The organism is Roseobacter sp. S87, from assembly GCF_055693285.1.
Window position 1 is genome coordinate 2,905,022 of the sequence record NZ_JBVFTR010000004.1, and the last position, 11,918, is coordinate 2,916,939.

Sequence of the window (11,918 nt, forward strand, 5' to 3'; positions counted from 1 at the left end):
GCCTCACACATCAAAAAAGACGGTTTCCGAGACCCCCTGCAGGCGGATGGTATGGCGATATCCACCCGGTGTCCTGGCCGCTACCAATGTGAGTGCACGCTCCCTTGCGAGGCAATACACCGGATCCTGCGCATTCCGGTCAGCTTCATCCGCGAAATAAATGCGCGTCGTCAGGCCAAGGTTGATACCCCTCGCGGTGATCCACACCAGGATATGCGGTGCCTGTTCGCCCGCTGCTCCGGGTTTCAGCGTTTCAAAACGCGCAATACCCGTTTCCGCATCAGTGGCCGCCCGACCCCAGTTGCTGAAGTTCTGCGTGGCACCGAACCGGCCTTCGGGACCGGCCTGCCAGATCTCGATCATCGCATCGCGCAGCGGGGTATCTTCACCATCAAGAATATCGAGTTCCAGCGTGACCGCCTCGCCCGCTGATGGCCCGAGGATCATGGCCGATCCCGGATCAACACCACCGTACATCCCGTCGATGCCGGCTTTTGCCGGCATACAGCCGATGTGTACATAGGGGCCTGCCGTCTGGGACGGCGTTTCCCTGTCAGAAGCCATCAAAGCCCCTCCCGCTGGTTCTCAAACATCGTGGCGTCGCGTCCGCGCAATACAATGTCAAAGCGCCAGGCGCGGATGTCCATGGGAACGGTCCGGGCCATGTCCAGACGGGCGATCAGCCGGTCAACTGCGGCCTGCGACGGCACCGCCTGGACAATCGGGCAGAGTGAGATGTGGGGGTCACCTTCAAAATACATCTGGGTGATCAGCCGCTGTGCAAATCCATCCCCGAAAACGGAGAAATGAATATGCGCTGGCCGCCAGTCATTGCCGCCATTGGGCCAGGGGTACGGACCAGGCTGGACCGTCCGGAAAGAGTAACGCCCCTCGCTGTCGGTAATGCACCTCCCACATCCCCCGAAATCCGGATCCAGCGGTGCGGTATATCCATCTGCCTTATGTCTGTAACGGCCGCCGGCATTGGCCTGCCATATCTCAATCAGCTTGCCGGCCAGCGGCCTGCCATCTGCGTCTTGCAGGCGCCCGTGCACAAGAATGCGGGCACCCTGTGCTGTCCTGCCATTCCGCGCGTAGTTAACCAGCAGATCATGATCCAGCGGTCCAGGCATTTCCTGTCCGAAAACCGGCCCGGCCATTTCCGTGACCGTCGGCGCATAGTGCAGCAGTTTCTGCTGCGGCGATCGCAAGCGGCTGGACCGGTAGTCAGGTGCCAGCGCTGGCGGATGCCAGTTCAGGTCCCGACGGGTGAAAGGCGCCTCAGTCATCGCTGTCCATCTCCCTGAAAACTTCCTTCGCCAGCCGGATCGCATGATTTGCGCGCGGCACGCCGGCGTAGACCGCGACGTGCTGAAATGCTTCCTCAATGTCTTTCCTGTTGGCCCCGGTCACCGCTGCCGCACGGATGTGCATGGGTATTTCGTCGTAGTTACCCAATGCCGCCAGCAGGGCCAGCGTGATCATTGACCGTTCGCGTCGCGTGATTGCATTGCTCGCCCAGACCGTCCCCCACGCCCCTTCGGTTATCAGCGACTGAAACGCGTTGTCGAATTCCGTCTGCTGCGCCCGGGCCCTTTCCACGTGTTCGTCGCCCAGAACAGACCGGCGCACTTCGTCGCCCGCAGCACTGCGGGGCAGTACCGGTGACGCCACATCGCTGATGATCCGGGCAAGATCATCCGGGACTTCCACCGGAAGACACCGGGCGTCGGTGTCCAGCGTGATCAACCGACCCTCCTGCAGTGCATCTGACATGGCCTCGGTGGCAGGCGGGGGCATGCGTCCGGACACGACAGAAACCGGGTGCTTTACCTGCGACGCGGTGCCCCGCAAATCCAACGCGCCAGTTGCCGCCCGCAGTCTGTCTGCGCCGAACCTGCTATTCTGCAGGACCATGTTCCCGAGGAGCTGTGTCCGCACCGGAAACCGCTCCATGAAAGTGTCTGACAGCCAACCTGCAGGACTTGTTTCCCCCTTGGGAACAGTCGGAGCCGTCAGGACCAGCGCCGAAATCATATCCGGACGCAGACCGGCGGCCAGCATCGCCAGAGTGGCCCCCTCTGCGTCACCAACCAGTACCACCTTTGAGGGTGCTGCATGTTCCAGAAGTGCCACGAGATCCAGCGCCAGGTTAGGTGCTGTTGCGCCTTCTGCAAGATCGCTGCTCAGCCCCTGCCCCCTGTGATCGAAAGTCAGCGTGCCAAGCCCCCGGTCCAGACCGGCGCGAACGCCATCCCAGTAGCGCTGATCACACCCTGCCGGGTTCACAAACACCACTGTACCCGCCGGCGAAGCGCAGTGCGACCAGGCGATCAGGCCTCCATTCAGTTCCGTTGCATCCATCCGTTACTCCAGCGGCAGGCCGACATAGTTTTCTGCTATCGTACGCGAAGCAGCCTCGGAACTGCACAGATAATCAAACTCAGCACGCTGCATCCGCTTCTCAAATGCTGTGTTTTCCGGAAACTGGTGCATCAGGTTGGACAGCTGCCAGGAGAACCGCTCCACCTTCCAGACGCGCCGCAGCACGGTTTCGGAATAGGTTTCGATGTAGTGATCATTGTGGTTTGTGTAGTGTTCGGACAGGGCCCGGGCCAGCAGACGCACGTCGGCCACGGCGAGGTTCAGACCCTTGGCACCGGTCGGCGGCACAATATGCGCGGCATCACCCGCCAGAAAAAGCCGGCCATACCGCATGGGCTCCGCAACGAACGACCGCAACGGCGCAATGCTCTTTTCAAATGACGGGCCGGTCTGCAGCCCGCGCGCTGCATCCGGTCCAAGCCGGGCGGCGAATTCTTCCCAGAACCTTTCATCGGACCAGTCATCCACGGTGTCGCCCACACCGCACTGGACGTAGTACCTGCTGCGGGTTTCCGACCGCATGGATGCCAGCGCGAACCCCCGGGCGTGGTTTGCATAAATCAACTCATGGCTCGCCGGCGGGCGATCCACCAGAATGCCCAGCCAGCCAAAGGGATAGACGCGTTCAAACGTCCGCAGCACATCTTGCGGAATGGCCTGGCGCGAAACACCATGAAACCCGTCGCATCCGGCGACAAAATCGCAAGAGACAATGTAAGGCCTTCCGTCACAGACAAAATGAACCTCTGGCCTGTCAGATTTCAGGCTGACCGGCCGGACATCCTGTGCATTGAAGAAAAACTGCTGGGCCTGCTGATGGCGGCTGGCAAAAAGATCGCGCGTGACCTCCGTCTGCCCGTAAACAGTCACTGAACAGCCCGTCAGCGCCTGCAGATCGATACGGTGTCTGTCGCCGTCAAACGCAAGTTCAAAACCGTCGTGCTGCAGCCCTTCGCGATGCAGGCGTTCTGCGACACCTGCCTCCTCAAGCGCGTCAACCGTTCCCTGTTCCAGCACCCCCGCGCGGATACGCCCCTCGATATGCGCCTCGTCCTGCCGGTCGATCAGAACGGTTTCAATCCCCTGGCCGGCAAGCAACTGGGACAGCAACAGGCCACCCGGCCCGGACCCAATGATGCAGACGGAGGTCCTTATCGTCTTTGTCATATCGCCCCTTCGCTTTCGCATCAGCGTCCGATTTTAGGGGCGTGGGTCCGGTCAGAAAATGGACTTCCCAGCCATGTTATTGCACTATTCAGTCACACAACGCATGCTGACCCCGGATCGACCTCATGCCACGCCCTATCCCAAACTATGATTTATATGGAAATCTGCTCTCCGGTGCGTCCCGGGACCCGGTGCACTGCGAACGCGTCCGGGAACGGAGCGCACCACACGATTGGACAATCCGACTTCACAGGCACAAACATCTGGCCCAGTTCTTCCTGTTTGAGACGGCTGGCATCGAAATCACACTGGCGGAAACACGATACCGGACAACCCGGCCTTCGGCGCTGTTTGTGCCACCCGGAACGCCCCACGGCTTCCGGTTTCCGGACAACACCGAAGGAGACGTCCTGACGCTGGCTCTCGAAGCACTGGATGCAGATACCGTGTCGCGCATCTCGCTGCTGCCGGATCACGGCGCGACACTCCTGACCGAAGACACCTGCCCGTTCTTTGATGATCTGCGCAGCGTCACCCGGCAGGCACAACGCGTATTTGCTGATGTCCGGCCCGCGGGGAACGAGACGCTGTGTACGCTCGCGCGGTTGCTGGTTCTGCTTTGCCAGTCCTCACTTCAGACAGGGCTTGCAGGCGCGCGGCCTGTAGATGTGCATGAACTCACCCTTCATGAACAGCAGGCTCAGCGGTTCTGCGACCTGTTGGAACTTCATTTTCAGGAACCATGGTCGGTCGGAGAGTATGCCAGCCGCACGGGCGTCTCACCAGCACACCTGACGCGCATCTGCCGCCGCTTGCTGAATGCGTCGCCCAATGCGCTTGTGCGTCAGCGCAGGCTTGTTGAGGCACGGCGTCTGCTCGAATTCACCCGGCACCCGGTGGCAGAGATCGCCCAGCGTTCCGGGTATCGTGACCCTGCTTTTTTCTGCAGAACCTTTAAAAAACAGACAGGCATGACACCCGGCGGATTTCGGATGCGTGTCGGCAGCTGAAACCTGATTCGCGGCTAACCCGCCCCGCGTTCAGCGCATAACAAATGGGTCGGGGATCGGATCGTCACTGGTGCGCAGCCAGACCGTTTTGACCTTTGTATAATCCAGCGCGGCCTGCAGCCCGCCTTCCCGGCCATGCCCGCTCAGACCATGCCCGCCAAAGGGCGCAATCGGACTGACAGCGCGATAGGTGTTCACCCAGACGATGCCCGCATTGATGCCCCGGATCATCCGGTGGGCCCGGGTCAGATCCCGTGTGAACACGCCCGAAGCCAGACCATAGTCGCTGTCATTCGCAATGGCGATCGCTTCGGCCTCGCTGTCAAAGCTCACCACGGAGAGCACTGGGCCGAAAAACTCTTCGGTCAGACAGGGGGCATCCGGCGCGTTCCGGCAATCCAGAACAGTCGGAGGGAAATAGAACCCATCCCTGTCAGACGGCGCACCTCCGGTTACAATCTCCGCTCCAGCGGCCACAGACCGCCGTACCAGGTCTGTCGCGCGTTCGACCTGCGCAACCGTGCACAGGGGCCCCACTTCCGTGGCTGCATCATCCGGCGCGCCGATCACCACTGCCTCTGCTTTTTCACGGATGCGCGTCAGAAAAGCATCACAGATACTGTCTTCGATCACGAGGCGTGACCCTGCGACACAGCTCTGACCTGAGGCGGCAAAAATGCCCGACACCTGCGCATTCACCGCACTTTCCAGATCCGCATCTGCAAAAACGATGAACGGCGATTTGCCCCCCAACTCCAGCGATGTTGATGCAAGATTTTCGGCAGAGTTTCGCACGATGTGCCTCGCCGTCTCCGGACCGCCGGTAAAGGCCACGTGGTCGACGTCCCTGTGGCTGCTGAGCACTGCGCCGCACTCAGGACCAAAACCGGTGATGACATTCAGAACACCCGGCGGAAAACCCGCCTGGTCGAAAATTCGCGCAAATTCCAGCATCGGGGCAGGCCCCTGCTCGGACGCTTTCAGAACGACAGTACAGCCTGCCGCAAGCGCAGGCCCGATTTTGACAGCAGACAGGAAAAGCTGCGAGTTCCAAGGCACCACCGCTGCAACAACGCCAACCGGTTCGCGGCGCATCCAGACCTCCATATCCGGTTTGTCGATCGGCAGATGCGCTCCTTCGATCTTGTCGGCAAGACCGGCATAGTATCGGAAGTATTCGGCAACATAGGCGATCTGCGCCGATGTTTCGCGAATGATCTTGCCCGTATCACGCGTTTCAAGTTCGGCAAGCCGTGGCGCATTTTCTGCAATCATGTCCGCGAGCCTCAGCAGGCATCTGCCCCGCGCCGTGGCTGTCATCCCCGCCCAGTCAGGCGACCGGAACGCGGCACGCGCAGCAGATACCGCAGCCTCCACATCGGGGCCTCTGGCCTCCGGCATCATCGCCCAGGGTTTGCCGCTGGCCGGATCAATACTCTCAAATCGCGCGCTCCCATCCGAGAAAACGCCGCCGATGTATTGCTGAAACTGCTGCATATCCGATCCTTCAGGCAAACGCTGGCATCACATCTGCGATGAACCGTTCCAGCGAGGCCTTTTTCCGCTCGAAACTCATACCACTGTCGATCCAGAAGGAATACTCGTCATACCCCATGTCGGCATAAGTCCGGAGACGGTCAATCGCTGCGTCCGGTGTCGCGATAACATTGTCCCGCATCATCGCTTCAGCAGAATAGAATGGGTGGGCCGCGATTTCCTCATCCGACAAGGGCTGAATCAGCCCCTGTGACACGGGTCGCTCGTTTTTGAACCACGCCCCGAAATAGCAGTAGAAACGGTTGATCTCTTCTGCGGCCTGCTGCGCATCTACCGCGTCAGACGCAATATAGGTGTGGTTCAGCAGCATGATCTCCGGTCGTGGAATATCCGGGAACTTTGCGCAGGCCTCTTCGAACGTCTGCATCAGCCGGGCGATTTCCTCGTCCCCCTGCCACAGCGGCGTCACCTGCACATGACAGCCGTTGGAGACAGCGAATTCATGGCTGTTTGGATCGCGCGCCGCAACCCATATCGGCGGGCCGTCCTGCTGCACCGGCTTAGGCGAAGACGTGGTCTCGGGAAAGCTGTGATACGTGCCTTCAAGTGCGTGATCACCGCGCCACAGCGCCTGAACCGCCGGGACCAGTTCGCGCATGCGCAACCCGGCGTCCCATGCATCCATACCCGGCACCATCCGCTCGTATTCATAGCTATACGCACCGCGCGCGATGCCCAGATCCAGCCGACCGTCGGTGATCAGATCTGCCATGGCTGCCTCACCAGCCAGTCGGATCGGATGCCAGAACGGCGCGATAATGGTCCCCGTCCCAAGGCGAACGTTCTTGGTCTGCCGGGCTAGGTCCACAAGGTTCAGAAAGGGATTGGGCGCGATTGTGAAATCCATGCCGTGATGCTCACCCGTCCAGACCGCATGCATCCCGCCCGCGTCAGCGATTTTGGCGAGCGCCACAAACTGATCATAAAGCGCGCGCTGGTCCTGATCCGGGTCCGTGCGTTCCATGTGCACAAACAATGAAAACCGCATCCGCCTATCCTCCCTGCGAAACCGGGCGCACTTCGCCACTGTTCTGATTTCCGGAATACACTCCAAACTGACCGAGGCTGGTCTCACGTGCCAGCCGTTCCAGCATCGACAGAATGGCCGGATCCGCCACGTCGTCCAGTGCTGTCGGGCTCAGTGGCACAAAAGTCCCGGCGTCCGGAGCTCCCTCACCGGCGTGGCACAGAAAGGAAATATGCTGCCTGCGCCGCGCAGGATCCTCGAAGACTGAATACACGAAGCCCGGCTCTGCCGTGAGCCCGGTGGATGCAATAAGACGTCGCACGGCAGCGGATGCACCATCTGCCTGCACCAATGCTTCCGGCAGCCCCGCACCGCCTGTGCCGCTGTCCACCAGCAGCACATGCCTGTCCCGCAGGATGATTGCCGACACGATCAGGTCTGTCCCGGACGCCAGCAGTTCCTCGCCGATCGATGGGATAACATAGGCGCCGCGCACGTAACCGAGACCTGGTGCCGGCGTGCTGTCGAACCCCTGCACCTGGCCGATCAGAATGATGTGATCACCGGCCTCCACAGTATTGTGCATGCTGCAGTCAAACCAGGCGCTGACGCCTTCCAGAACCGGGGAGCCAAACGGGCCGGATTGCCATTGAACCGACGCAAATCTGTCCTCGACCGGACGCGCGAAGGTATTTGAAACTTCCGTCTGGTCCGCAGACAGGACATTCACAGCGAACCCTTTCGCCTGCGTGAGAGTATCATAATTGCTCGAAGATTTCGCGAGACAGACGAGCAGGAGCGGTGGATCGAGGGATACCGAACTGAAGGAGTTAGCTGTAAAACCAACCGGGTTTCCGTCGCCGTCCAGCGATGTGACAACGGTAACGCCGGTCATGAATGTTCCGAATGCTGAGCGGAGTGCGCGTGGGTCTGGTTGGGTCATGTAACAGCCTCCGGATGCAGCGTGCGGGCCAGCCAGGCGGCCAGGTGCGCGTTCACCTCGTCCGGGGCGGTCAGGTTGATCATATGCCGGTGCCCGGCAATTACTGCGGATTTCCCGCCGGGAACCAGGGATGCCATCTGCCGCGCCATGTCCGGTGTCGAATTCGGATCACCTTCGCCGGTGATTGCAAGAAAGGGGCAGGCAATCTGGCCAAAGGCCGGCGCATAAGTAGCGTCGCCATGCGCAAAGGCCTCATATGCTGTGGCATATCCGTCGGTCTCGACCGTGCCCAGCCAGTGGGCAACCTTTGCCCTGGCCGCTTCTTCGGCAGGGGACGACCCAAACCACCGGGCCAGGGGCGTTTCCAGATCCATCCGTCCGTTTCGGATGTCGCCAGCCCGGTCCAGCACCGCCTGGCGGGCCGTTTCACTGCGCCTGTAGACACCATTCAGCAACGCTGCGCGCCGGACCAGCTGAGGTTGCGTGGCAGCCACACCTCCGGCGATCAAAGCGCCCATGGAATGCCCGGCCAGATTGACCGGACCCTGGCCCAGCGTGTCCAGCACATCCCCGCACCAGGCGACGAAATCCGGCAGACGGCAGTCATGTGGCAACGGTTCGCTGCCACCATGACCCGGCATATCGACCGCTATCACACGGTGTGTTTCAGAAAAGGCCGCGATCTGGGGCGCCCAGGCTGCTGACTGCATGCCCACGCCGTGAATGAGAACAAGCGGCTCGCCCTGCCCCGCCGAACGCAGAGCAACGGTGCGCCCGCTCTCAGACAGCTGCAGGGTTGTCAACGTCATGGCCAAGCTCTCTGAGGTCCTGATATCGATCACCGATCCGGTGATGCGGCCGCCCGCCGACCGAAGCCCCGAGCGCAATCAGGATTTCGTCCGCGGCAGGTGCGTCCGGGATGGATGTCTGGATGGTCAGATAATGTGACCGGCGGCCGGCATCATGTTTGTCCATCAGCGGGATCATGACCGGCGCGTTCGCCGGCCCCCGGGTATTGCAGAACGACAGATAGGATTTCGCGCCAACCGCGTTTCTGTAGTGGTTGCCAAAATGCAGAGTGTGAATAAGCGCAGAGGCGTGCTCGACCTCACCGTTCAGCCCGACCACTGCGGACTTTCCATAGGCTTCCACAACGTCGCCCCCGCCCGCTGCATCAAGGATCATTCCGGTCAGCAACGCGCCCAGACCTGGCGCACAGTCGCGGATTGCCGGTGAAAGATCCTCGGTAAAGCCCTGGCCGGCCCAGGGGTTCCGGATCACAGCCATCGCAGCGATCATCCGGAGCGGCGTTGGTGCTTTCTTTCCACCTTCCACAAGGGTCGTTTCAACATTCAGCACAGTTTTTCTGATGTCAGCGGGCATATGCGATTCCGGTCAGATTTTAATACTGTGCGAATATGGTATACCATCATACCATATGTCAATAATCCTTGTTCCGGCGCACCTGCATTGGTATGCAGACGCATGGCAGCTTCCGGGACAGTTCTGAGAAAAATCGAACAGGCGCCGCAGACCCTGCGCGACATTGTGCAGGCACGGATGCGGGAGGCGATTATCGACGGGCACTTTGCCCCTGGCGAACGCCTGGTGGAGCGCCCGCTGTGCGAACAGCTCGGCGTGAGCCGGACGGTTGTCCGTGAAACGATCCGTTTTCTTGAGGCAGAAGGTCTGGTTGAGATACTGCCCAACCGCGGACCGGTCGTAGCGACGCTGAGCCGTGATCAGGCAGAGCAGATCTACGAAATCCGCCGCCAGCTGGAGGGATCGGCCGCTGCGGCATGTGCTGACGCCCACGACGACGCATTTGCCGCTGAACTTACCAGTGCTCTGCGACATCTGGAGACCAAACTGGATGACACCCAGTGGTCCGGGCTGCTGCAGGCCACCACACGCTTTTACGAACTCATCTTTGAGGCCGCCGGGCACGATATCGCCTGGGAGATTGTTCAGAGACTGAATGGCCGTATCAGCCGGCTTCGCGCCCTGACCATCGCCGCGCGGGACCGGTCGCGCCCGGGCATTGAGCATCTTCGGGATATCCACGCAGCGATCCTGAGTGGTTCGGCGGACGCCGCCCGGGCCGCTGTTGAGGCCCATATCGCAGACGCCGCGCGCACAGCACGCCCCTTTCTGGAAGACCCGGAGGAGACCGAAGATGGCTAAAGGGTACTGGATCGCTCTGGTGACAGTAACTGACCCGGAACGCTATGCCGGGTACCAGCAGCATGCCCCGGCAGCTTTCGCCGAATATGGCGCAAGGTTTCTGGCACGCGGCGGTGAAGCCGTCACTCTGGAGGGCGATGCATGGCAACGGCATGTCGTGATCGAATTTGACAGTATGGAACGCGCGCTGGCCTGCTACCGTTCGGCTGCATACCAGTCTGCACGGCAGAACCGGGAAGGTGCGTGCCACGCACATGTTGTGATTGCAGAGGGCCTTTCGGACGGGTGAACCCGGGACCTGTTCGCGCCCGCACGCCGGTCAGCTGACAGTGTTGATTTCGCGGATCAGCCTGCCCGTTTTGTACAGGATGCCGCGGCAGGTTTGTCACCGGCTGTCAGGCCGCCGTTTTCAACCAGGTCGCTCAAAAAACCTGCGGCGCGTGGAAACGCAACCGTTTCCCCGTCATAGCCCGCAACTGCTTTTTCACGGGCGGCATTGCCGAGACGACGGGCATATCCAGGGTCATCCAGAAGTCGCAAAACAGCTTCCGCGACTTCATCTGTATTGTAGGGATCGACCAGCAGCCCATGCTCCTCGTGGGTCATGAATTCCTCGACCGGCGCCGACCGGGCGCCGACAATGGGTGCGGCGCAGGCCATTGCCTCGACAAAGGACCAGGACAGAACAAAGGGTGCAGACAGGTAAAGATGGGCATCAGATGCCCGGAGAAAGCCGATCATCGCCGATCGTGGCACAAGACCCGTGAAATGCAGACGCGAGGGGTCTATCTCCAGCTCTGCGAGCATCCGTTCTTTCCACGACGGCCCGTCGTTTTGTGGACCATACGCCACGCGGTCGCCTGCAATAATAACGACATGTGTATCCGGTCTTGTTGCCAGCAGCCGTTCCGCAGCCCTCATCACTTCGGGGAAGCCGCGGGTCGGCTCCATGCCTCGGGCAATGTAAGTGACCAGTTTTGCATCATCAGGGATACCCGCCGCTTCCGGAAAGGACAGATCGCGTGGCCCGGGGCAATGCGCCCTTGTATCAAAGCCATCACTCAGCACCGTAATGTAGTCTCGCGCCTTTGGCGGAAAGGTCGAGGCCTGGTATTCGGTCGGACAGATGGTTGCGTCTGCAGCGCTGAAATCCAGCCAGAACGGAGCGTTGCGGGTACGGGCTCTGGCGCTTTCTTCCACGGGGTGCTGCGCCTTGAAATAGGGTGTCCCGTCCGCGTGCGGGTAATTGTAGTACCACTCTGCGTACTGCACGTATTTTGCGTCCGGCCAGACATCCTTAACGTAGAACCCGACGCCCCAGCCGGAATGAGCGACAACGATATCCGGCCGGTAACCGCTCTCCTGCAGTGAAATTGCGGTGCGTACCATACCCTGGCCGGCGATGACGGCGCGTTCGGTTCCGGTCAGGTAGTGATGTGTGCCGGATGACGGCGCGCGATGCTCGCGGAAATTGACGATCCGCATGTCCGCCGACCGCACGCCCTGCCGCGCCGTCGCATAGGTAACATCCCATCCCTGTTCCGCCAGCCATGTGGCGAATCGTCCGAACTGCGCGGGAAAGTTTTTATGGATGAACAGAATCTTCATGAACCGGTAACTTTCTGCGTGAATATTCCCGCCAGCCGAATTGATGTCTCCGGCCTGGGAATAACGCGCAAAGATTTATCTTAAGTTATCAGAACAA

13 protein-coding genes and 1 pseudogene are annotated in these 11,918 nt (G+C 60.6%); 3 read left to right on the forward strand and 11 right to left on the reverse strand.

Features of this window, described 5'->3' with window-relative positions:
• Positions 1 to 3: 3 nt before the first annotated feature.
• The 5 genes and pseudogenes from pcaG to pobA all read right to left on the reverse strand — a co-directional run bounded on the left by pcaG (position 4) and on the right by pobA (position 3,552).
• Positions 4 to 564 carry a protocatechuate 3,4-dioxygenase subunit alpha gene (pcaG, locus tag ACZ1HA_RS15195; protein WP_472714480.1) on the reverse strand — a complete coding sequence of 187 codons (561 nt, stop codon included), beginning with the start codon at positions 562 to 564 and terminating at the stop codon, positions 4 to 6.
• On the reverse strand, positions 564 to 1,289 hold the full coding sequence (gene pcaH, locus ACZ1HA_RS15200; protein WP_472714481.1) for a protocatechuate 3,4-dioxygenase subunit beta: 726 nt from the start codon (positions 1,287 to 1,289) through the stop codon (positions 564 to 566). Before pcaH ends, pcaG begins: the two co-directional genes overlap by 1 nt.
• Complete coding sequence (gene pcaC / locus ACZ1HA_RS15205; RefSeq protein ID WP_472715336.1) at positions 1,282 to 1,683, reverse strand: 4-carboxymuconolactone decarboxylase; 402 nt, start codon at positions 1,681 to 1,683, stop codon at positions 1,282 to 1,284. Before pcaC ends, pcaH begins: the two co-directional genes overlap by 8 nt.
• A gap of 213 nt (positions 1,684 to 1,896) precedes the next feature.
• A pseudogene (locus ACZ1HA_RS15210) lies at positions 1,897 to 2,364 on the reverse strand (alpha/beta fold hydrolase); the annotation flags it as partial.
• Positions 2,365 to 2,367: 3 nt separating this feature from the next.
• Complete coding sequence (gene pobA, locus ACZ1HA_RS15215; RefSeq protein ID WP_472714482.1) at positions 2,368 to 3,552, reverse strand: 4-hydroxybenzoate 3-monooxygenase; 1,185 nt, start codon at positions 3,550 to 3,552, stop codon at positions 2,368 to 2,370.
• 125 nt (positions 3,553 to 3,677) lie between these two features.
• On the opposite strand from pobA, the gene ACZ1HA_RS15220 reads away from it, so the two are divergent.
• Positions 3,678 to 4,562 (forward strand): helix-turn-helix domain-containing protein, encoded by an 885-nt coding sequence (locus ACZ1HA_RS15220; RefSeq protein ID WP_472714483.1) that lies wholly within the window; start codon positions 3,678 to 3,680, stop codon positions 4,560 to 4,562.
• A gap of 30 nt (positions 4,563 to 4,592) precedes the next feature.
• Here the strand turns inward: ACZ1HA_RS15220 and ACZ1HA_RS15225 are convergent, their stop codons facing one another.
• Genes ACZ1HA_RS15225 through ACZ1HA_RS15245 form a run of 5 tightly spaced genes read right to left on the reverse strand, consistent with a single transcriptional unit; the run spans position 4,593 to position 9,412 of the window.
• Positions 4,593 to 6,059, reverse strand: coding sequence for an aldehyde dehydrogenase (locus ACZ1HA_RS15225; protein ID WP_472714484.1), 1,467 nt, complete (start codon positions 6,057 to 6,059; stop codon positions 4,593 to 4,595).
• A gap of 10 nt (positions 6,060 to 6,069) precedes the next feature.
• Entirely contained in the window at positions 6,070 to 7,107 is a 1,038-nt protein-coding gene (locus ACZ1HA_RS15230; protein ID WP_375229772.1) for an LLM class flavin-dependent oxidoreductase, read from the reverse strand.
• Positions 7,108 to 7,111: 4 nt separating this feature from the next.
• Complete coding sequence (locus ACZ1HA_RS15235) at positions 7,112 to 8,029, reverse strand: flavin reductase (protein WP_375229771.1); 918 nt, start codon at positions 8,027 to 8,029, stop codon at positions 7,112 to 7,114.
• Entirely contained in the window at positions 8,026 to 8,838 is an 813-nt protein-coding gene (locus ACZ1HA_RS15240; protein ID WP_472714485.1) for an alpha/beta fold hydrolase, read from the reverse strand. Before ACZ1HA_RS15240 ends, ACZ1HA_RS15235 begins: the two co-directional genes overlap by 4 nt.
• Entirely contained in the window at positions 8,810 to 9,412 is a 603-nt protein-coding gene (locus tag ACZ1HA_RS15245; RefSeq protein WP_472714486.1) for an amino acid synthesis family protein, read from the reverse strand. The genes ACZ1HA_RS15240 and ACZ1HA_RS15245 overlap by 29 nt, the downstream gene beginning before the upstream one ends.
• Positions 9,413 to 9,514: 102 nt before the next feature.
• Between ACZ1HA_RS15245 and ACZ1HA_RS15250 the strand changes: the two genes are divergently transcribed.
• Together ACZ1HA_RS15250 and ACZ1HA_RS15255 are read left to right on the forward strand one after the other, a co-directional pair.
• Positions 9,515 to 10,213, forward strand: coding sequence for a GntR family transcriptional regulator (locus ACZ1HA_RS15250; RefSeq protein ID WP_472714487.1), 699 nt, complete (start codon positions 9,515 to 9,517; stop codon positions 10,211 to 10,213).
• On the forward strand, positions 10,206 to 10,502 hold the full coding sequence (locus ACZ1HA_RS15255; RefSeq protein WP_472714488.1) for a DUF1330 domain-containing protein: 297 nt from the start codon (positions 10,206 to 10,208) through the stop codon (positions 10,500 to 10,502). Before ACZ1HA_RS15250 ends, ACZ1HA_RS15255 begins: the two co-directional genes overlap by 8 nt.
• A 56-nt stretch (positions 10,503 to 10,558) precedes the next feature.
• Here ACZ1HA_RS15255 and ACZ1HA_RS15260 read toward each other — a convergent pair whose 3' ends face one another.
• On the reverse strand, positions 10,559 to 11,821 hold the full coding sequence (locus ACZ1HA_RS15260; protein WP_472714489.1) for a glycosyltransferase: 1,263 nt from the start codon (positions 11,819 to 11,821) through the stop codon (positions 10,559 to 10,561).
• Positions 11,822 to 11,918 lie beyond the last annotated feature (97 nt).